The following is a 20,259-nucleotide window of genomic DNA, read 5'->3' as shown; positions in this document are numbered from 1 at the left end:
TGAGTCGTTCAGAGACAGTTGAACATGTCGTTTGATGCAGGTTAGTGAATACTCTCAAGATGAGTAACAGTATGAATAGTAAATCAGATCCGGAATATACGGACGAGCCTTCCCAGAAATCTCAGTCGCAACTGATCGATGGATGGGTCGATGCGCTGGAGTATGTTTCAATCCATTTTCAGTTGAGTGTTTCCCCTGAAAACCTGAGAGTGAAAGCTCGCTGGATAACGGGCCTCTGTGATGAAAAAGAACTCAGGAAACTGGCTCAGCATAGTGGCTTAAAAATGCGGTTTATTGAGCCAGATCTGACCGTCATTAATAGCTGGCGTTTACCTGTAGTACTTGAATTGACCGATGGGCAGGTCGCTGTCATTACAGGGGTCAAATCGGACCAGATGACACTGATATTCAGTGGTGATCAGGGGACTGAAACCGTTACTGAAATAGGTGCCTTACAGGCTTCAGTCAGGCGTCTTGCCATCCTGCGGCCTATGGATATCCCCGCCGATGCACGGATAGACAGTTATCTGGAGCCGGTTAAGAAACACTGGATCAGAGATATTGTATTTTCGGATAAAAAATCCTACGGTTACATTTTCCTGGCATCGATTATTACCAACCTGATGGCGTTGGGAGGGGTACTCTTCTCAATGCAGGTCTACGACCGGGTGATCCCGGCGCAGTCAGAGCCTACGCTGTATGTCTTATTTGGCGGTGTATTGTTATCGATAGTGTTTGCGTGGGTTATGCGCAGCGCAAGGACCAGGATCACCGATTTATTAGGGAAGAAAGCAGACCTCAGGATCTCAGACAGGGTTTTTGACCATGCCCTCCGTATCCGAAGCAGTGCCCGTCCCCAGTCGACCGGTGCATTTATCTCCCAATTAAAAGAGCTTGAATCCGTCAGAGACATGATGACGTCGACCACCATTGCTGCGGTCGCCGATCTTCCGTTCTTTATTCTCTTCTCTCTGGTGTTCTGGTCAATTGCCGGGTGGCTGGTGGTGGTTCCTTTATTAGCCTTTGTTGCGCTGCTGCTGCCTGGCATCTTATTACAACCCAAGCTTCGGGAACTGGTACGTGCCGGCATGAGAGAATCTTCATTACGCAATGCGATGCTGGTAGAGACGGTACAAGGAATGGAGGATATAAAAATTCTTCAGGCTGAGCCGCGCTTTCTGAATAAATGGAATTATTATAATGCGGTCAATGCCGATGCAGGGCTGAAGCTTAGGGATTTACTCAGCAAATTAAACAACTGGATCCAGACCGTACAGGGCAGCACGTTTGCCGTTGTGGTGTTTTTAGGTGCTCCCCATGTCATCTCCGGTCAGATGACGACCGGTGTACTGGTTGCCGGTTCGATATTATCCAGCAGAATGTTAGCGCCATTATCGGGCATTGCCCAGTTACTGAATCGCTGGCAACAGGCAAAAATGGGCAGTGCGGCATTGGATAAACTGATGAAGATGCCGATAGATAACCCGGAGAACTCGACCAGGGTCAGCCGTCCTTCTCTGAGTGGTAACTATGAAATTCGTGAAGCGATCTTCGGTTATCTTCCGGGGAGTCCGGTATTAAATGTCGCTAAGCTGGATATCCGGCAGGGCGAACGAATTGCTCTTTTAGGGCGAAATGGTGCAGGGAAATCAACATTACTGCAGGTCCTGGCGGGGTTAATCGAACCTTTCTCAGGAAAAGTGATCCTGGATGGGGTGACTTTGTCACATCTCGACCCGGCGGATGTTCGTCGTGATGTGAGTTTTCTGACACAAAATGCCCGATTATTTTATGGAACGATCCGTGAAAACCTTTTACTGGGCTACCCTCAGGGCACCGATGCTGAACTGATTGCGGCATTAAAAGCCGCCGGTGCGTGGGAGTTTATTTCCCATTTACAGGATGGCTGGGATCACGTCGTGGCAGAAGGGGGAGGGGGATTATCGGGAGGCCAGAAGCAATCACTGTTATTGGCCCGTTTATTGCTCCGTAACCCCTCAACATTGTTACTGGATGAACCGACAGCCTCACTGGATGAGATCGCAGAAAAGAAAGTGATGCAGCAGTTAAAAGCGATGTCCGGTAGCAGTACATTGATTATTGCAACTCATCGTCCGGCGGTATTGCAGATAGTAGACAGAATTCTCGTGATTGATAACGGAAAAATAGTGCTGGATGGACCCCGGGATCAGGTTCTTAGCCGGTTAAGCGGTACGCCCACGTCTGCAGCAGGGGAGAAAAAATGAAATTATTCCGTTTTCGCTCCGTAGCAGAAGAAACATCGGATGACGCTTTTTCTGAAGTATCGGCGACCTCATCAGTCCGTATGATTATCACTATTACGTTGTTCCTGTTGCTTTTTTTTATCTGGGCCTGGTTTTGTAAGGTCGATGAAGTCTCTAATGGTCCCGGGCAGGTGATCCCTACGCTCAGGGATCAGAAAATTCAATCCCGCGATGGCGGCGTATTAACGGATCTCTATGTTCATGAAGGAGAAATTGTTGATAAGGGCAGCATTCTTGCGCAATTAGATCCTACACAAGGTGAATCTTCCCTTGAAGAGTCAGCCGCCCGCTACAGGGCTGCATTAGCTGCCGGTGCGCGTTTACGGGCCGAAGCGACCGGGGCCGATCATCCGGTTTTTCCTACAGAGTTAAATGAATACCCGCAATTGATACAGTCCGAAACAGCGCTGTTTAATGCCAGACGTAAGAATCTGGCGGATACTCTGTCGTCACTGAATAACTCGCTGAGTTATCTGACTAAACAAATCAATATTACCCGTTCTTTACTGAACAGCGGCGCCGCCAGTCAGGTAGATTTACTGAAAGAAGAACGCGACCGTGCTGATTTGCAGCTCAGAATATCGGATGCTCAGACCGGTTATCAGGTGAAAACGCAGGAAGAACTCGCGAAAGCGGATGCCGAGGTCAGAGCGCTTCAACCGGTGGTTGCCGGGCGTCAGGCCAGCGTGAATAAACTGACATTGCGTGCACCTGTGCGCGGGATCATTAAATCTCTGGATGTCACGACTATCGGCGGCGTTATCCCACCCAATGGCACGTTGATGAGTATGGTGCCTCTTGATGATCAGCTTCTGGTGGAGGCCAGAATTTCTCCCAGAGATATTGCCTTTATTCGCCCGGGACTGGAAGCAAAAGTCAAAGTCACTGCCTATGACTATTCGATTTATGGCGGGTTAAAGGGGAAAGTAGTGACCATCTCTCCGGATACCATTCGTGACGAAGTGAAACCTGAAAATATCTATTATCGGGTATTTGTTCTGACGGATTCCGATGCTTTAGTGAATGCAAAAGGGAAACATTTCCCGATTGTTCCCGGTATGGTGACTTCAACGGATATTAAAACGGGAAGCAGAACCATTTGGGACTACCTGACAAAACCGCTGAATAAAGTGAATGAAGCTCTGCATGAGCGCTAATCTGACGATACCAGGAAGATAATAATGAAAAACGTTATGCGATTACCCGCAGGAGCCCTGTGCTTCTCATTCGGACTACTTTTAAGCGGATGTGCGAACCTCTGGCATGATAACCCTGTTGATAACCGCTCTAACCCGGATCACTACAGTTATCATGATGTCAGTAAACGCCCCACCCGGCTGGATGAAAAATTTGTTCGTCAGGGAACTCAGCAGCAATTATCAGCGGTCGGTGCTCTCCGGCCGGAGATGACCCGTGAGCAAGTCACCGCTTTATTAGGTAAACCCCTTTATCAGGACGATAGCGGGACACAGTGGGAATATGATATTAACCTGCAGTTACCGCAGTCAGAAAATCATATTATCTGCCAGTACAAAGTGATTTTTGACAGTATCACTCAGCGTGTGAAAACCGGGGTATGGCGTCGTCAGCAATGTCTGGATCTGGCGAAAAACGTTGCCTCAACAAAAGAAACTGCACCGCCATCCAAAAATACGCTATTCGCAGGCGCCCGTTAAATGCCATCGCCAGCCGGAGCTTAATTCGCTCCGGCCGCGACAGAAAAGGCCTGTTTTTTCGGACGGGTTGATTTCTGTCACGCAAATTTACCGCCTCTGGCGTACAATCTTCAGCATAATTCACTGTAGCTTATTGAGGTTAATATGTCGCAATCCGATGTTTTCCATCTGGGGCTGACGAAAGCCGATCTTCAGGGCTCCACATTAGCGATTGTGCCCGGCGATCCTGAACGCGTCAGAAAAATTGCTGAACTGATGGACGAGCCCCGTCAGCTGGCGTCCCACCGTGAATTCACCAGCTGGCTGGCCTTTATCGGGGGCAAACCGGTGGTGGTCTGCTCCACGGGGATTGGCGGGCCTTCCACCTCTATTGCCGTAGAAGAGCTTGCTCAGCTGGGGGTCCGCACCTTTCTGCGCGTCGGAACCACCGGGGCCATCCAGCCTGGCATTAACGTCGGTGATGTCCTGGTGACCACGGCTTCAGTACGACTGGATGGTGCCAGTCTCCACTTTGCACCGCTGGAATATCCGGCCGTGGCGGACTTCACCTGTACGACAGCACTGGTCAATGCGGCCCATGAGTCCGGCGCCACCACCCATATCGGAGTGACTGCATCTTCCGATACCTTCTACCCGGGCCAGGAACGGTACGACACCTATTCCGGCAGAGTCGTGAAGGCTTTCCGTGGTTCTATGGAGGAGTGGCAGTCGATGGGCGTGCTGAACTATGAGATGGAATCGGCCACTCTGCTCACCATGTGTGCCAGTCAGGGATTACGTGCCGGCATGGTTGCCGGGGTTATCGTTAACCGGACACAAAAAGAGATCCCGGATAGCGCCACCATGAAACAGACAGAGAGCCAGGCCGTGAGCATTGTCGTCAGGGCCGCCAAAGCCTTACTCTGACCTCTCCTTTACAGCATCTGCCGGGATTCTCCGGCAGATGTCTCTGGTCGCAGAACAGAAATATCTGGACATCTATACAGTGCCACTCTACCTTTTCTCTGTGAGTCTGAATAACGGGGACGCGGGTGGATACGCAGCTTATCATTTCAATCGCCTTACTGGCCGGAGGCTTAGGCCTGGGCTGGTTAGTCGCGGGATTACGAACAGGTCACCAGCTGGCCGCCAATGATGCCGAATTACGTGTGCGTCAGGAAACGATGGCGCAGCTGTATCAGGACCTGGCTACAGAACAACAACGTCTGCAGGCAAAAGACCAGGAGTTACGACAGGTCTATAGCACACTGAGTGCCCGGCAGGAGCAACTGAACCAGCTGGCTTACTGGCGGGAGCAAAGTGAGCAACTGGCCCTTGAAGTTCGCCATCAGTCAGAAATCAACCGCGTTCAGGAAGCCGAGCTTCGTGAAGCGACGACCCGGTTAGAAGATACCCGGCTGGCGGCAGAGGAAAAGCAGCGGTTACTGCTCAACAGTGAGCAGCGGCTGGCCGCGCAGTTTGAAAACCTGGCGGGGCGGATTTTCGAAAACAGCGGCCGCCGGTTTGATGAACAAAACCGTCAGAGTCTGCAGGGATTACTCACCCCGTTGCGTGAACAGCTGGATGGGTTTCGCCGTCAAATCAACGAAAGTTTCAGTCATGAAGCCCGTGAGCGGCATACGCTTACACATGAAATCCGTCAGTTACAAAAACTCAATAGCGAAATGGCGAAGGAAGCCGTTAACCTGACTCGAGCCCTGAAAGGGGATAACAAAATTCAGGGTAACTGGGGGGAAGTGGTCCTCGGCCGTGTACTGGAAGCCTCCGGTCTGCGGGAAGGTCATGAATACGAAACCCAGGTCAGCATTCAGCGCAGTGACGGACGTTATCAGCCGGATGTGATTGTGCATCTTCCGCAGAAAAAAGATGTCGTGATCGATGCCAAAATGACGCTGGTAGCCTATGAGCGTTACTTTAATGCCGACGATGAGACGGTGCGTGAGCTGGCCTTGCAGGAGCATCTGACCGCGGTACGACAGCATATCCGGTTACTCAGCCGTAAGGACTATCAGCAGTTGCCTGGTGTGCGTTCGCTGGATTATGTACTGATGTTTATTCCCGTCGAACCGGCCTTTCTGCTGGCGATTGACCGGCAACCTGAACTGATCAGCGAAGCCCTGCAGCAAAATATTATGCTGGTCAGTCCGACCACGTTGCTGGTGGCACTGCGTACCATCAGTAATCTCTGGCGTTATGAACACCAGAGCCAGAATGCCCAGCATATTGCGGAAAAAGCGGGGCGGCTGTACGACAAAATGCGATTATTTGTCGATGATATGCAAAGCCTGGGAGCGCATCTTGATAAGGCCCGTGACAGTTATCAGCAATCGATGAAGAAGCTCTCGGAAGGGCGGGGTAATCTGGTCGCGCGGACGGAAGCATTCCGTCATCTGGGCGTGGAAATACGCCGGCCGATCAATCCTAAAGTCACCGAAAAAGCGCTCTCTTTCGAGGCCGGGACGCAGGAAACCGACGGTGATAATGAAACCTCACTGGTCGGCCCGGAGAATACGTGGGACAATGAAGAAAATCCCCGGGGAGTTTCTGAATAGTGGCGCCGTAAGGTGCCCGGCCTTCGGGACTCTGATACACTTCAGACAGTATTGATCACAGAACAGGTAATACCGATGGCAGATGAATCTCAGGAAACAACACATTTTGGTTTTCAGACCGTAGCTAAAAATGAAAAGGCTGAAAAAGTTGCTGACGTGTTCCATTCCGTGGCAGCAAAATATGACCTGATGAACGATTTGATGTCGATGGGCATCCATCGTATCTGGAAGCGTTTTACCATTGATTGCAGTGGCGTACGTCGCGGTCAGCGCGTGCTGGATCTGGCCGGGGGCACGGGTGATCTGACTGCAAAATTTTCCCGTCTGGTCGGTGAAACCGGTCAGGTTGTACTGGCAGACATCAACAGCTCCATGCTGAAAATGGGCCGGGAGAAACTGCGTAATAAAGGCGTTTCCGGCAATGTCAGTTATGTGCAGGCGAATGCAGAAGCGCTGCCTTTCCCTGACAACTATTTCGACTGCATCACCATCTCTTTTGGCCTGCGCAACGTGACCGAAAAAGAGAAGGCACTGGCCTCCATGCTCCGTGTCCTGAAGCCGGGTGGCCGCCTGCTGATCCTTGAGTTTTCCAAACCCCTGCTTGAGCCATTAAGCAAAGCCTACGATGCTTATTCATTCCACCTGTTACCGCGTATTGGCCAGATCGTGGCTGGCGATGCAGACAGCTACCGCTATCTTGCAGAATCTATCCGTATGCATCCGGATCAGGAAACCCTGAAGGGCATGATGAATGATGTCGGTTTCGAAAATACCTCTTATTACAATATGACCGGAGGTATCGTTGCCCTTCATCGCGGATATAAGTTCTGATGTCGATGGCGATGAACCCCATGCTGTTACTGGCGGCAAGCGCTGAGAGCGCACTGAACCGACTCCTTTATCAGGACCGGGGCATGAAAGCGGCACGCCAGCGGCTGAAAGGCAAAGTGCTGACGCTGAAATTCAGTGAATTACCGAAACCGCTGGTACTGGTATTCAGTGAACATCAGCTGGATGTGCTGACCGACTGGCAGGATGAAAGTGACTGTACGGTCTCTCTGGCATTCTCGGTCGTACCGGAATTACGGGACCGTCAGAATCTGACGGCCCTGATTAAGCAGGAACGGCTGGATGTGCAGGGCGATTTGCAGGTCATTCAGCAGTTTTCTGCATTGCTCGATATGGCAGAACTGGATCCCGCGGAATATCTCGCTCCTCTGGTGGGGGATGTGGCTGCGCAGGGGATCAGCCGGGCAGGTCAGCGTGTTTTCTCTTTCCTGCGTAAAGAGATCACCGGTAAACAGCAGCAACTGGGTGAACTACTGACTCAGGAGTGGCAGGCTGCGCCCGGTGCCCTTGAAGTTGCCTGGTTTTGTGAAGAAACTCAGGCTCTGGACAAAAAGCTGGCCCTGCTGGAAGCGCGGCTGGCTCAACGGGAGAAGAAATGACGGTTGGAGAGATTCGGCGACTCTATTTCATTATTCGTGTCTTTTTGTCCTATGGCCTGGATGAACTTATCCCGAAGACACGCCTGACTTTACTGCTACGTTTCTGGCGCCGCTGTGTTTTCTGGATCCCGAATCGTCATCCTGATGAACTGCTGGGTGTGCGCTTACGACTGGCGCTGGAACAACTCGGCCCGGTCTGGATCAAGCTCGGACAGATGCTGTCGACCCGCCGGGACCTCTTTCCGCCGGAAATTGCGGACCAGCTGGCGGCACTGCAGGATAAAGTCCCGCCTTTTGACGGCGCTAAGGCCAAAGCTCAAATCGAAAAATCTCTCGGCGGTCCGGTCGAACAGTGGTTCGATGATTTTGATATCAAACCCCTGGCATCCGCCTCTATCGCCCAGGTACATACGGCCACGCTGAAAGAAAATGGTCAGGACGTGGTGATTAAGGTGATCCGCCCCGATATTCTGCCGGTGATTAAAGCCGATATGCGGCTGATTTACCGTCTGGCACGCTGGGTGCCGCGTCTGCTTCCCGATGGCAGGCGTCTGCGTCCGGTCGAAGTGGTCAGGGATTATGAAAAGACCCTGATTGATGAACTGAACCTGCTGCGTGAAGCGGCGAATGCGATTCAGCTGCGTCGTAATTTCGAAGACAATAACATGCTCTATGTGCCGTTCATCTATTCAGACTATTGCAGCGAGACGATGCTGGTCATGGAACGGATTTACGGGATCCCTATCTCGGACACGAATACTCTGCGGGCGCATGGCGTAAATATGCAACTGCTGGCCGAACGTGGAGTACAGGTCTTCTTTACCCAGGTCTTCCGCGACAGTTTCTTCCATGCAGATATGCACCCGGGGAATATCTTTGTCAGCTATGAGCACCCTGAAGACCCGCAATATATCGGTATCGACTGCGGTATTGTCGGTTCACTGAACAAAGAGGACAAACGGTATCTGGCGGAAAACTTTATCGCATTTTTTAATCGTGATTATCGTCGGGTCGCCGAACTGCACGTAGATTCCGGCTGGGTACCGCCGGATACCAATGTGGAAGATTTTGAGTTTTCCATCCGTACGGTGTGTGAACCTATTTTTGAAAAGCCGTTAGCCGAAATTTCTTTCGGGCATGTATTACTGAATCTGTTTAATACCGCGCGGCGTTTCAATATGGAAGTGCAGCCTCAGCTGGTATTACTGCAGAAAACGCTGCTGTATGTGGAAGGGATAGGTCGTCAGCTTTACCCACAGCTGGACTTATGGAAAACCGCGAAGCCTTTCCTGGAAGAGTGGATTAAGGATCAGATAGGCTTACCGGCGATCTGGCGCGCAGTGAAGTCGAAAGCCCCCTCCTGGGCGGAAAAGCTTCCTGAGCTTCCTGAACTCTTTTATGACGGAATGCGCCATCATAAGTTACTGAAACATAGCGTAGATAAACTGGTCTTTGATATGAAAGAGCAGCGGACACGCCACGGTCAGGCCAGATATTTGCTGGGTATGGGAACGGTCTTTCTTATCTGTGGTACGGCTCTGGCTATTGGCCGTCCGCAATGGGAGTTAGCTTCAGGATTTCTAATTGTTGCAGGTGTGTTAACATGGATTGTCGGCTGGCGAAAAACAAACTGATTGTCAGTCTCATCCTAAACGGGTTAATGTCGTAAGACTGAACTATTTTCATCAGATCCCCTGTAGCGGGTCACGAAATTCAGGAGTTAACATGGGCGGTATTAGTATCGGGCACTTACTCGTTGTTGCAGTGATTGTGGTGCTGTTATTCGGAACCAATAAGTTACGTCATCTTGGCTCAGATTTAGGGTCTTCCATCAAAGGCTTTAAAAAAGCGATGAAAGATGACGACAAGAAAGAGCAGGATGCCGATTTCTCTGCGAAATCCATTACTGATAACCCGCAGACTTCTTCTCAGAAAGAAGAGGCCCGGAAACACAACGACCAGGTATAAACCGTGTTCGATATTGGCTTTAGTGAACTTTTACTGGTGTTCGTGATAGGTCTGATTGTTCTCGGGCCTCAGCGTTTACCCGTGGCGGTTAAAACCGTCGTCGGCTGGATCCGCGCAATGCGTTCTCTGGCCGCAAATGTACAGAATGAACTGGCTCAGGAACTCAAGCTGCAGGAATTGCAGGATAGCCTTAAAAAAGTCGAAGAAGCCGGAAAAGGAACGCTCTCCCCTGAACTGAAGGAGTCTATGGAAGAACTGCGCAAAACGGCAGACTCCATGAAGCGTACTTACCGCGAAGCGACCGATTTAGAGCATGCTGACGATGTGGCGAATGCTAAAGCCACGGCGGCCGCATCCCCTGCGGTGACTCCGCAAGAGACGGTCTCTGAGACGGTACCTTTCGCGACCGAACGACAGAAGGGGCAGTCTGTCTCTTCTCCGGCAGCCGAAAGCTCATCGCCTGCGCAACAGCCTGATCCTTCAGTGGTCCACGCGCCGGTGATGCCGGTGGCAGCGACTCCCGGGCAGGCAACGACGTCATCCGGCAGCATCCCTCCGGCCTCAGAGTCCGGAAAGAGCCCTGCCTCACCGGTAAGCGAAGAACGATAACCATGGATGTACAAGATACTCAGCCGCTGATAAGCCATCTGATTGAGCTACGTAAACGCCTGCTTTACTGTATTTCATCGGTACTGGTGATATTTTTAGTTCTGGTCTATTTCTCTAACGATATTTATCAGTTAGTGGCCGCACCGCTCATCAAACAGATGCCGGTGGGTGCGAGCATGATAGCCACCGATGTTGCATCACCGTTTTTTACGCCGATAAAACTGACGATCATTGTCTCCATCTTTCTGGCCGTCCCGGTGATCCTGTACCAGCTTTGGGCCTTTATCGCGCCAGCGCTGTATCGGCACGAAAGAAAACTGATTATGCCCTTGCTGTTTTCCAGTTCTCTGCTGTTTTATATCGGTGTGGCTTTCGCTTACTTTATCGTGTTCCCGTTAGCCTTTGGCTTTTTTGCTAAAACGGTACCGCATGGCGTCCAGATAGCGACCGACATCAGTAATTACCTGGATTTCGTGATGGCCCTGTTTCTGGCCTTTGGTGTGGCTTTTGAAGTACCGGTGGCTATCGTCTTATTATGCTGGACCGGTATCACTTCTCCGGAGGATTTACGTAAAAAACGGCCCTATATGCTGGTCGGAGCCTTCGTGGTCGGTATGCTTTTAACCCCTCCGGATGTTTTTTCCCAAACTTTGCTCGCTATTCCGATGTACTGCCTGTTTGAAGTCGGCGTATTCTTCTCACGTTACTATGTAGGGAAAGGACGTTGGGATAAGGATAATGATCAGGATACAGAGTCCTGAGATCCCGAACTCAGGTTCCCGTCATGATGGGAAATGTTCACCAAAACCACCCGGCCAGGGTGGTTTAGCTTTTGGGAAATAACATGTTTGATATTGGGGTTAACCTCACCAGCACGCAATTTGCTAAAGACCGTAAACAGGTGGTGACCCGTGCACGCGAAGCCGGCGTCACCGGAATGTTAATCACCGGAACCAACGCGCTGGAGAGTCAGCAGGCGTTGTCGCTGGCCAGACAACATAGCGGTTATTGCTGGTCTACGGCCGGTGTTCATCCGCACCATGCCAGTGAGTGGTCACAGGAAACCGCAGGCACACTACGCAGGCTGGCAAGTCAGCCGGAAGTGGTGGCTATCGGCGAATGCGGTCTCGACTTCAATCGTAACCTTTCCGATCATAATCAGCAGGAATATGCCTTTGAAGCTCAGCTGAGCTTAGCGGCAGAATTGCAGCTCCCGGTTTTTCTGCATTGCCGTGAAGCACATCAGCGTTTTATCGCTATTCTCCGTCCGTGGCTGGATAAACTGCCTGCGTCAGTCGTGCACTGTTTTACCGGTACCGGGCAGGAACTGCAGGAATGTCTGGATGCCGGGTTATCGGTGGGGATCACCGGCTGGGTCTGTGATGAACGTCGTGGTCTGGATCTGAGGGCACTATTACCGATGATTCCGGCAGCGCGTTTACTGCTGGAAACGGACGCTCCGTATCTGCTACCGAGAGACATGCATCCCCGACCGCCTTCCCGGCGTAATGAACCCTGCTTCCTGCCACACATTGTCAGCCAGGTTGCCGGATGGCGTAATGAGGATGCCACGGAACTGGCAAGCCAGGTTAACCGGAATGCCAGACAGTTGTTTGGTCTTAACTGATCAGGTTTTGCGGAACTGACGATTATCGACACTGCGGCTCACCTGCTTATTCAGCAGGTTGAGCAGTAAGACAGAACGGGTTTCGCCTTCCGGCTCCGCAAAAATGGCCCGTAATCCTTCAAATGTCCCTGCGGTAATTTCTACCGCATCTCCCTGCTGAGGCAGGGAAGAGATGACGCTGCTCTGGAAATCCTGTTGCGCCAGACTCTCGATAACCTTTTGCGGTACCGTCGCAGGCAGGGCGCCGAAGCGGACAAAATGACTGACACCGCGGGTGGCGCTGATAGTTGTGGTATGAATAACCTCCGGGGAAAACCGGACAAACAGGTAATTCGGGAAAAGTGGCTCACTCACGGTCGCGGCTTTTCCGCGGAGGGTTTTTTCCACGGTAACCATCGGACTCAGGCAGCTGACGCCCTGACGCTCAAGATGTTCCTGCGCCCGCAACAACTGACCACGCTTGCAAAATAGTAGATACCAGGATTCCATAACTGCTCCCTATAAACAGCCGCAGAGGATAGCAAAACTCTCCCGTGAGGCATAGTTCACAGCATCTGATTCCGCGCCCGGACGCCCCGGTGGGGGGCTGATGATTCTGTTCACCCGCACAGAGAATAGAGATCATAAAAGTATCGCAGCCACCGACGTAAGACAGGTTTATGGCAGCAGACAGGCCGCAGCACATAATAAATCCCGGCATCTTGCAACAATCCCCCCTATAATGGCCAGATTAACTCCGGCAATAAAGTAAAAACCTCATGAAATATCAGGACTTAAGAGACTTCCTGCGACAACTTGAGCAGCGTGGTGAATTAAAACGTATTAGTTATCCGATTGATCCGTTTTTAGAGATGACGGAAATTGCTGACCGTACACTCCGGGCCGGAGGGCCGGCATTGTTGTTTGAAAACCCGAAAGGGTACGACATGCCTGTACTCTGTAATCTGTTTGGTTCCTCTAAACGGGTTGCCCTGGGGATGGGTCAGGAAGAAGTTAGTGCGCTGCGCGATGTCGGAGAGTTACTTGCTTTCCTGAAAGAACCCACACCGCCGAAAGGCTTCCGTGATCTGTTCGAACAGATGCCGCGCTTCAAACAAGTGCTGAATATGCCGACAAAGCGCCTGCGAAGTGCCCCCTGCCAGGATGTGGTTCAGCAGGGAGAGGAGGTCGATTTATCCGCCATCCCGGTCATGACATGCTGGCCGGAAGATGCTGCCCCCCTCATCACCTGGGGCCTGACGGTTACCCGCGGCCCTCACAAAGAACGCCAGAACCTCGGTATTTACCGTATGCAAGTGATTGGTAAAAACCGGGTCATTATGCGCTGGCTTTCTCACCGCGGCGGTGCGCTGGATTTCCAGGAGTGGTGCAAAGAACATCCCGGTGAGCGGTTCCCTGTCTCTGTGGCGCTCGGTGCCGATCCGGCCACCATCCTGGGGGCGGTGACTCCTGTGCCTGACAGTCTTTCTGAGTATGCTTTTGCCGGCCTGTTACGGGGCACCAAAACCGAAGTGGTTAAATGCCTGTCGAATGATCTCGAAGTGCCTGCCACCGCAGAAATTATCCTGGAAGGCTACATTGAGCCCGGTGATATGGCTCCGGAAGGTCCGTACGGTGACCATACCGGATATTATAATGAAGTGGATGATTTCCCGGTGTTTACCATTACGCACATAACAAGGCGGCGTGATGCTATCTATCATTCGACCTACACCGGCCGGCCACCGGATGAACCGGCGGCCCTGGGTGTCGCGCTCAATGAAGTTCTGGTGCCGATATTAATTAAGCAGTTTCCTGAAATCGTCGATTTTTATCTGCCTCCGGAAGGGTGTTCCTACCGTCTGGCGGTGGTGACCATGAAGAAACAATATGCCGGGCATGCAAAACGCGTTATGTTTGGGGTCTGGTCGTTCCTGCGCCAGTTTATGTATACCAAGTTCGTGATCGTTTGCGATGATGACGTAAACGCACGGGACTGGAATGATGTCATCTGGGCGATTACCACACGCATGGATCCCGCCAGGGATACCGTGATTGTCGATAATACGCCGATCGATTATCTGGATTTTGCATCTCCGGTGTCCGGACTGGGTTCCAAAATGGGGCTGGATGCAACGAATAAATGGCCAGGTGAAACAGACCGTGAATGGGGCCGTCCTATCGTTAAAGATCCCAAAATCACGGCGCGGATTGACGAAATCTGGGATGAGTTGGCTATCTTTGCCCCTCAGTCCTCCCGTTAACCGACGACCATTGTCTTTTATCCGATGACCCGACAGAGGGAACGAATGACAACATTAAGCTGTAAAGTTATTTCCGTAGAGAGCATTACCGACACGGTTTATCGGGTCCGGTTAGTACCGGAGACTGAGTTTAGCTTTCGTGCCGGTCAGTATCTGATGGTGGTGATGGACGAGAATGATAAACGTCCTTTTTCGCTGGCATCGACCCCGATGGAAAAAGATATTATTGAACTGCATATCGGCGCTTCAGAGCTGAACCTGTATGCGATGGCTGTCATGGAAAAAATTCGTGACCAGCGGACCATTACGGTCGATATGCCTCACGGTAACGCCGCGCTGCGTGAGGACAGTGATCGTCCGATGATCCTGATCGCCGGGGGCACCGGTTTTTCTTATGCGCGATCTATCCTGCTGACCGCGTTGTCAGAAAACCCGGACCGTGAAATCGCCATTTACTGGGGCGGGCGGGAGCCGCATCATCTGTATGATCTTGAAGAGCTGAATGCCCTGGCGGTTCGTCATCCGAATCTGACGGTCGTACCGGTCGTGGAGCAGCCCGATGCGGACTGGCAGGGCAGAACCGGCACCGTACTGCCTGCGGTTATCCAGGATCATTCGACGCTGAAACCCTACGATATTTATATCGCCGGACGTTTTGAAATGGCAAAAGTGGCCAGAGAACGTTTTTGTGCTGAACGTGAAGCCGTCAGCAGTCAGATTTATGGCGATGCATTTGCCTTTATCTGATCCCTACCGCTCCACCGGGGCGTGATGGTGATCGTCACGCCTCTGCACACCTCGATGCCGGTAATATCCTTGTCGCTATCTGCTCACTGAACCGGTTTACCCATACCCGGATTTCTGCCTGCCATCACCTTCAGGGTGCAGACCGTGTTTATTCCTTTGTCCCTGAACCCTGGTCCGGATGCCCATCTCCCCGGGTGTGTGGTGGCAGGAGTCTTCTATCCGCCATCCAGCCATCATCTTCAGGGTGCAGACCGTGTTTATTCCTCTGTCCCTGAACCCTGGTCCGGATGCCCATCTCCCCGGGTGTAGTGGTGACAGGAGTCTTTTATCCGGCAGGAGTCTTTTATCCGGCAGCCTGCCATCAGCTTCAGCACTGCAGACCGTGTTTATTCTTTTGTCCCTGAACCCTGGTCCGGATGCCCATCTCCCCGGGTGTGTGGTGGCAGGAGTCTTTTATCCGTCATCCTGCCATCACCTTCTGGGTGCAGACCGTGTTTATTCTTTTGTCCCTGAACCCTGATCCGGATGCTTATCTCCCCGGGGGTGTGGTGACAGGGATATTTTGCTGTTTATCTGCCTTACTTCTGAGAGGCGCGCGCCGGCAGGCTGCCTTCCGCGGATATTAATGACCGGCTGTGGCTCACTGAAGTCCATCCCGGGAAAAATGGCGGATCCGGTCGCCGGAACGGTAAAAACGGAATACTGTCCGGACAGTGGCGGGTGCGTTATTCACGGTCAGGCATCCCCCGGCGGTATATCCTCCGAAAGGACATACGCTATCCCGCAATGCTGAAAAAGTGCAGACCGGGTAATCACCGGATAGCGGCCGGGGGGATCTCAGGTTTTTACGTCACCGGAGGCGGGGACGCCATCCCGGGGCGAGCTGTGATAAAATGCGCCAAAATGCTGATACCAACGAGGGTAGAGATGAACTCACTGAATGAATTATATAAAACACACCTGGCGACACTACAGCATCGTGCCCGACAGGTACTTGCCGCGAATCACCTGGATGCCTTATTGATCCATTCCGGCGAATTACTGAGTGTCTTCCTTGATGATCATCACTATCCTTTTAAAACCAATGCACATTTTAAAGCCTGGGTGCCGGTCACTCAGACTCCGAATTGCTGGTTATGGGTCGACGGGGTCAGCAAGCCACGATTGTGGTTCTATTCTCCGGTCGATTACTGGCATAAAACCGATGCATTACCGGAAAGTTTCTGGACCGATGAGATAGACATTATCGCATTAAGGGACAGTCACACTATCGGGCAGCAGTTGCCGGCAGACAGACAGAACGTGGCTTATATCGGGCCGGTCGCAGAGCGTGCAGGACAGTTAGGGATTGCAGAGACAAACGTTAATCCGCAGCCGGTACTGGATTATCTCCATTTTCATCGCAGCTTTAAAACCGATTATGAACTCTGGTGTATGCGCGAAGCTCAGAAAATCGCTGTTGCCGGTCACCGTGCGGCGAAAGAAACATTTTTTGCCGGGCAGAGTGAATTTGAAATTAATGCCGCGTATCTGCTGGCCACAGGGCAGCGGGATACCGATGTTCCTTACGGCAATATCGTTGCATTAAACGGAAATGCGGCCATTCTGCATTACACGCGGCTGGAAAAAGAAGCACCGCAGCAGCCACACAGTTTTCTGCTCGATGCCGGTGCAGAGTTTAACGGTTATGCGGCCGATCTGACCCGCACATATGCGTGGGATAAAAACTCACTGTTTGCCGGGCTGGTCAGCGCGGTGGATAAGCATGAGCAGGAGTTGATCGGTACGTTGCGGGCAGGTGAGAGCTATGTCGGCTATCATCTGCAGATGAATCAGCGTATTGCCAGCATATTGCGTGAGTTCGGCATTGTGACCGGACTGAGTGAAGACGCGCTGGTCAGTGAGAATATTACTCAGGTCTTTATGCCGCATGGCGTCGGTCATCCCTTAGGGCTGCAGGTACATGATGTGGCCGGCTTTATGCAGGATGATAAAGGTACGCATCAGGCCCCTCCGGCACAGTACCCTTGGCTGCGTTGCACCCGTACGCTGAGCGCCGGTATGGTGCTGACCATTGAACCGGGACTCTACTTTATCGAATCGCTATTATCCCCGTGGCGGGAAGGCCGCTATAGTAAGCACTTCAACTGGGAGCTTATTGACCAGCTGAAAGCCTGTGGCGGCATACGTATTGAAGATAATGTGATCATCACCGGCGAAGGGGTTGAGAATATGACCCGTGATCTGAACCTGGCCTGATGGACGCCTATGATATTCCGGCTGCGGATGTCTGCATCACGGAAGAAACCATAAAGAAAAGCCGCTTTATTACTTATCTGGCTCATACTGAAGGCAGTGAAGCAGCACGCTCCTTCGTTCAGCAGATAAGAGATAACCATCCCGATGCCCGGCACCATTGCTGGGCCTGGGTGGCCGGTGCTCCCGATGATTCACAGCAGCTGGGTTTTTCGGATGACGGTGAGCCTTCCGGCACCGCGGGAAAACCCATGCTGGCCCAACTGATGGGGAGCGGGATCGGTGAGGTCACCTGTGTGGTGGTTCGCTATTATGGCGGCATCATGCTGGGGACCGGCGGGCTGGTAAAAGCCTATGGCGGAGGGGTCCGTCAGGGATTACAGGCACTTTCCCGGCGCAGGAAAGTGCCGATGCAGCCATTCACTCTGCGTTGTGATTACGGGCAACTGACAGAGATAGAACGCATGGTTGAACGCTATTCCGGCAAGATTACGCACAGTGAGTATCAGGCCGATGTGGCATTATGCCTGGCATTACCGTACGGCAGCGCCGGTGACTTTGAACAACATCTCTCGGACTTCAGCCGCGGTGCGCTGACGCTTCAGCGGGCAGAATAACCACCTTTATTGAGTTAAGGACAGGCATAATGCATTTTCGTGCCATTACCCGTATTGTGGGTTTATTAATTATTATTTTCTCCGTCACCATGATTGTGCCGGGGCTGGTTGCGCTGATTTATCGGGATGGCGCCGGCAGGGCATTCAGCCAGACGTTTCTTCTGGCGCTGGTGATTGGGTCTCTGCTCTGGTGGCCTAACCGCAAACAGAAAAGTGAATTGAAGCCCCGCGAAGGTTTTCTGATTGTGGTGCTGTTCTGGACCGTACTGGGCAGTGTCGGGGCTATGCCGTTTATTTTCGCCGAGCAACCCCACCTTTCAGTGACTGATGCCTTCTTCGAATCCTTTTCCGGGCTAACCACCACCGGTGCGACGACCCTGGTGGGGCTGGATTCATTACCGAAAGCGATACTCTTTTACCGGCAGATGCTTCAGTGGCTCGGGGGCATGGGGATCATTGTCCTGGCGGTGGCTATTCTGCCTATCCTGGGTGTCGGAGGCATGCAGCTGTATCGTGCTGAGATGCCGGGCCCGCTGAAAGACCATAAGATGCGCCCGAGGATCGCGGAAACAGCGAAAACGCTCTGGCTTATCTACGTCCTGCTGACGGTAGCCTGCGCACTGGCTCTGTGGCTTGCCGGTATGCCGCTGTTTGATGCCATCGGACACAGTTTCTCGACCATCGCCATTGGCGGTTTTTCGACGCACGATGCCAGTATCGGCTTTTACCACAGCTCAACCATTAACAGCATTATTGCGATTTTCCTGCTGATCTCCGGCTGTAATTACGGGCTCCATTTTTCGTTACTGAGTGGCCGCAGCCTGAAAGGGTACTGGCGCGATCCTGAATTCCGGGTCTTTATCGGGGTACAGTTAACGCTGGTGGTGATTGCGACACTGATCCTTTTATTGCATCACACCTATGGCAGCGTATTGCAGACGGTCAATCAGGCTTTCTTCCAGGTTGTCTCCATGGCAACAACCGCCGGCTTTACCACAGACAGTATTTCTCACTGGCCTTCCTTCCTGCCAATCCTGTTACTTTGCTCTGCGTTTATCGGGGGCTGTGCAGGGTCGACCGGGGGCGGACTGAAAGTGATCCGCATTTTGTTACTCTGCAAGCAGGGGTCGAGGGAACTGAAACGTCTGGTACACCCGAATGCGGTGTATACCATCAAGCTTGGGGAGCGTGCGCTGCCGGAACGAATTCTGGAAGCTGTCTGGGGATTCTTCTCTGCGTATGCACTGGTTTTCCTGATCAGTATGCTGGCTATCATTGCTACCGGTGTTGATAATTTCTCTGCCTTTGCGGCAGTCGCGGCAACACTGAATAATCTGGGGCCGGGACTGGGAGTGGTGGCTGATAACTTTGCTTCAATGAATGATACGGCGAAATGGATCCTTATCTCGACCATGCTGTTTGGTCGTCTGGAAGTCTTTACACTATTAGTACTGTTCACCCCGACCTTCTGGCGGGAATGAGTGATGATTAAAGGATAAGAAAGAATGAAGATGCTGATTTTGTTTTCCAGCCGGGATGGACAGACGCGGAAAATTGCGGATTTTGTGGCGAACGAAGCCGGTGAGATTAAAGTCTGCGATGTGGTGGATATCGGCTCAGCTTCCGGAGTTGACTGGCAGGCGTATGATCGGGTGCTGATCGCGGCATCTATTCGTTACGGACATTATGCGCCGGAGGTGAATCGCTTTATCGCCGGCCACTTACCTTTATTGCAGTCCAGGGCCAGTGGATTTATTTCGGTGAATCTGACCGCCCGCAAAGCGGATAAGAATACCCCGGAGACAAATGTCTATACACGGAAGTTTCTGGAGCAGTCACCCTGGACACCGGATCGTTGTCTGGTGGCGGCAGGGGCACTACGTTACCCACGTTATGGCTGGTTAGATAAACAAATGATCCGTTTGATCATGAAGATGACCGGGGGAGAAACGGATACGTCTAAAGAGTATGAGTACACGGACTGGGAGCAACTGGCGGAGTTTGCCCGGGAATTCGTGCGAATAACCGACAAATCGCTCTATAAATAACGCCTTTGGCGGAAAAAACAACACTCAGCAATTTATTTGAAATAAACCCTTGTCAGAAAAAATTATCTCCCTATAATGCGCTCCCACTGACACGGCAAAGCGCGATGCGCAGCGACGTGACAGGGACTGAAGCGATTCGGTCCGGGAGAAAAAATCACGAAATAGTGGTTGACTCCTGAGGTG

Annotated in this window: 19 protein-coding genes; 18 read left to right on the top strand and 1 reads right to left on the bottom strand. The window is 52.0% G+C overall.

The features are described 5' to 3' along the window. The first annotated feature begins 71 nt into the window (after positions 1-71). From ABD035_RS11960 to tatD, 12 genes are all read left to right on the top strand, one after another. Complete coding sequence (locus ABD035_RS11960) at positions 72-2,246, top strand: type I secretion system permease/ATPase (RefSeq protein WP_343870430.1); 2,175 nt, start codon at positions 72-74, stop codon at positions 2,244-2,246. Then, complete coding sequence (locus ABD035_RS11955; protein WP_343870428.1) at positions 2,243-3,442, top strand: beta-barrel domain-containing protein; 1,200 nt, start codon at positions 2,243-2,245, stop codon at positions 3,440-3,442. Before ABD035_RS11960 ends, ABD035_RS11955 begins: the two co-directional genes overlap by 4 nt. A 24-nt stretch (positions 3,443-3,466) precedes the next feature. Further along, on the top strand, positions 3,467-3,961 hold the full coding sequence (bamE, locus tag ABD035_RS11950) for an outer membrane protein assembly factor BamE domain-containing protein (protein ID WP_343870426.1): 495 nt from the start codon (positions 3,467-3,469) through the stop codon (positions 3,959-3,961). A 144-nt stretch (positions 3,962-4,105) separates the two neighbouring features. After that, positions 4,106-4,867, top strand: coding sequence for a uridine phosphorylase (gene udp / locus ABD035_RS11945; RefSeq protein WP_212715225.1), 762 nt, complete (start codon positions 4,106-4,108; stop codon positions 4,865-4,867). Positions 4,868-4,992: 125 nt separating this feature from the next. Further along, positions 4,993-6,513, top strand: coding sequence for a DNA recombination protein RmuC (rmuC, locus tag ABD035_RS11940; RefSeq protein WP_343870424.1), 1,521 nt, complete (start codon positions 4,993-4,995; stop codon positions 6,511-6,513). A gap of 75 nt (positions 6,514-6,588) precedes the next feature. Further along, positions 6,589-7,344 carry a bifunctional demethylmenaquinone methyltransferase/2-methoxy-6-polyprenyl-1,4-benzoquinol methylase UbiE gene (gene ubiE, locus ABD035_RS11935; protein ID WP_343870422.1) on the top strand — a complete coding sequence of 252 codons (756 nt, stop codon included), beginning with the start codon at positions 6,589-6,591 and terminating at the stop codon, positions 7,342-7,344. Between the two features lie 5 nt (positions 7,345-7,349). Further along, positions 7,350-7,961: a ubiquinone biosynthesis protein UbiJ gene (ubiJ, locus tag ABD035_RS11930; protein ID WP_371813179.1), complete on the top strand. Its 612-nt coding sequence runs from the start codon at positions 7,350-7,352 to the stop codon at positions 7,959-7,961. After that, positions 7,958-9,595, top strand: a complete 1,638-nt coding sequence (ubiB, locus tag ABD035_RS11925) for a ubiquinone biosynthesis regulatory protein kinase UbiB (protein WP_212715222.1) — start codon at positions 7,958-7,960, stop codon at positions 9,593-9,595. Before ubiJ ends, ubiB begins: the two co-directional genes overlap by 4 nt. Before the next feature lie 91 nt (positions 9,596-9,686). Then, the gene (gene tatA, locus ABD035_RS11920) at positions 9,687-9,929 is read left to right on the top strand and encodes a Sec-independent protein translocase subunit TatA (protein WP_212715221.1); all 243 of its coding nucleotides are present in this window, start codon (positions 9,687-9,689) and stop codon (positions 9,927-9,929) included. A 3-nt stretch (positions 9,930-9,932) separates the two neighbouring features. After that, positions 9,933-10,538, top strand: coding sequence for a Sec-independent protein translocase protein TatB (gene tatB, locus ABD035_RS11915; RefSeq protein WP_343870418.1), 606 nt, complete (start codon positions 9,933-9,935; stop codon positions 10,536-10,538). A 2-nt stretch (positions 10,539-10,540) separates the two neighbouring features. Then, the gene (gene tatC, locus ABD035_RS11910; protein ID WP_212715219.1) at positions 10,541-11,299 is read left to right on the top strand and encodes a Sec-independent protein translocase subunit TatC; all 759 of its coding nucleotides are present in this window, start codon (positions 10,541-10,543) and stop codon (positions 11,297-11,299) included. A gap of 83 nt (positions 11,300-11,382) precedes the next feature. After that, positions 11,383-12,165, top strand: coding sequence for a 3'-5' ssDNA/RNA exonuclease TatD (tatD, locus tag ABD035_RS11905; RefSeq protein WP_343870415.1), 783 nt, complete (start codon positions 11,383-11,385; stop codon positions 12,163-12,165). On the opposite strand, the gene rfaH is transcribed toward tatD, so the two are convergent. Then, a complete protein-coding gene (rfaH, locus tag ABD035_RS11900) occupies positions 12,166-12,654 on the bottom strand; it encodes a transcription/translation regulatory transformer protein RfaH (RefSeq protein WP_343870413.1) in 489 nt (162 codons plus the stop codon). A 269-nt stretch (positions 12,655-12,923) separates the two neighbouring features. On the opposite strand from rfaH, the gene ubiD reads away from it, so the two are divergent. The 6 genes from ubiD (at position 12,924) to hemG (ending at position 20,076) form a co-directional block, all read left to right on the top strand. Then, entirely contained in the window at positions 12,924-14,408 is a 1,485-nt protein-coding gene (ubiD, locus tag ABD035_RS11895) for a 4-hydroxy-3-polyprenylbenzoate decarboxylase (protein WP_343870411.1), read from the top strand. 45 nt (positions 14,409-14,453) lie between these two features. Next, complete coding sequence (gene fre, locus ABD035_RS11890; protein ID WP_212715215.1) at positions 14,454-15,155, top strand: NAD(P)H-flavin reductase; 702 nt, start codon at positions 14,454-14,456, stop codon at positions 15,153-15,155. 927 nt (positions 15,156-16,082) lie between these two features. Further along, a complete protein-coding gene (pepQ, locus tag ABD035_RS11885) occupies positions 16,083-17,414 on the top strand; it encodes a Xaa-Pro dipeptidase (RefSeq protein ID WP_343870434.1) in 1,332 nt (443 codons plus the stop codon). Continuing rightward, positions 17,414-18,028: an IMPACT family protein gene (locus tag ABD035_RS11880; RefSeq protein ID WP_343870409.1), complete on the top strand. Its 615-nt coding sequence runs from the start codon at positions 17,414-17,416 to the stop codon at positions 18,026-18,028. The genes pepQ and ABD035_RS11880 overlap by 1 nt, the downstream gene beginning before the upstream one ends. A gap of 29 nt (positions 18,029-18,057) precedes the next feature. Further along, positions 18,058-19,509, top strand: coding sequence for a Trk system potassium transporter TrkH (trkH, locus tag ABD035_RS11875; RefSeq protein WP_212715213.1), 1,452 nt, complete (start codon positions 18,058-18,060; stop codon positions 19,507-19,509). 24 nt (positions 19,510-19,533) lie between these two features. Further along, the gene (gene hemG / locus ABD035_RS11870; protein ID WP_343870406.1) at positions 19,534-20,076 is read left to right on the top strand and encodes a menaquinone-dependent protoporphyrinogen IX dehydrogenase; all 543 of its coding nucleotides are present in this window, start codon (positions 19,534-19,536) and stop codon (positions 20,074-20,076) included. The last annotated feature ends 183 nt before the right edge of the window (positions 20,077-20,259 follow it).

It is taken from the genome of Tatumella terrea (genome assembly GCF_039523755.1).
Taxonomy (GTDB): domain Bacteria; phylum Pseudomonadota; class Gammaproteobacteria; order Enterobacterales; family Enterobacteriaceae; genus Tatumella; species Tatumella terrea.
Note: the sequence above shows the minus strand (reverse complement) of the source record. Positions and strands in the feature narration are given on the sequence as shown.

Excerpts from the sequence above, each read along its gene's own strand:
- tatD (WP_343870415.1), top strand. The coding sequence starts at position 11,383 with ATGTTTGATATTGGGGTTAACCTCACCAGCACGCAATTTGCTAAAGAC.
- fre (WP_212715215.1), top strand. The coding sequence starts at position 14,454 with ATGACAACATTAAGCTGTAAAGTTATTTCCGTAGAGAGCATTACCGAC.
- ABD035_RS11955 (WP_343870428.1), top strand. The coding sequence starts at position 2,243 with ATGAAATTATTCCGTTTTCGCTCCGTAGCAGAAGAAACATCGGATGAC.
- tatC (WP_212715219.1), top strand. The coding sequence starts at position 10,541 with ATGGATGTACAAGATACTCAGCCGCTGATAAGCCATCTGATTGAGCTA.
- ubiE (WP_343870422.1), top strand. The coding sequence starts at position 6,589 with ATGGCAGATGAATCTCAGGAAACAACACATTTTGGTTTTCAGACCGTA.
- ubiD (WP_343870411.1), top strand. The coding sequence starts at position 12,924 with ATGAAATATCAGGACTTAAGAGACTTCCTGCGACAACTTGAGCAGCGT.
- hemG (WP_343870406.1), top strand. The coding sequence starts at position 19,534 with ATGAAGATGCTGATTTTGTTTTCCAGCCGGGATGGACAGACGCGGAAA.
- ubiJ (WP_371813179.1), top strand. The coding sequence starts at position 7,350 with ATGGCGATGAACCCCATGCTGTTACTGGCGGCAAGCGCTGAGAGCGCA.
- ubiB (WP_212715222.1), top strand. The coding sequence starts at position 7,958 with ATGACGGTTGGAGAGATTCGGCGACTCTATTTCATTATTCGTGTCTTT.
- ABD035_RS11960 (WP_343870430.1), top strand. The coding sequence starts at position 72 with ATGAATAGTAAATCAGATCCGGAATATACGGACGAGCCTTCCCAGAAA.
- tatA (WP_212715221.1), top strand. The coding sequence starts at position 9,687 with ATGGGCGGTATTAGTATCGGGCACTTACTCGTTGTTGCAGTGATTGTG.
- trkH (WP_212715213.1), top strand. The coding sequence starts at position 18,058 with ATGCATTTTCGTGCCATTACCCGTATTGTGGGTTTATTAATTATTATT.
- rfaH (WP_343870413.1), bottom strand. The coding sequence starts at position 12,654 with ATGGAATCCTGGTATCTACTATTTTGCAAGCGTGGTCAGTTGTTGCGG.
- pepQ (WP_343870434.1), top strand. The coding sequence starts at position 16,083 with ATGAACTCACTGAATGAATTATATAAAACACACCTGGCGACACTACAG.
- ABD035_RS11880 (WP_343870409.1), top strand. The coding sequence starts at position 17,414 with ATGGACGCCTATGATATTCCGGCTGCGGATGTCTGCATCACGGAAGAA.
- udp (WP_212715225.1), top strand. The coding sequence starts at position 4,106 with ATGTCGCAATCCGATGTTTTCCATCTGGGGCTGACGAAAGCCGATCTT.
- bamE (WP_343870426.1), top strand. The coding sequence starts at position 3,467 with ATGAAAAACGTTATGCGATTACCCGCAGGAGCCCTGTGCTTCTCATTC.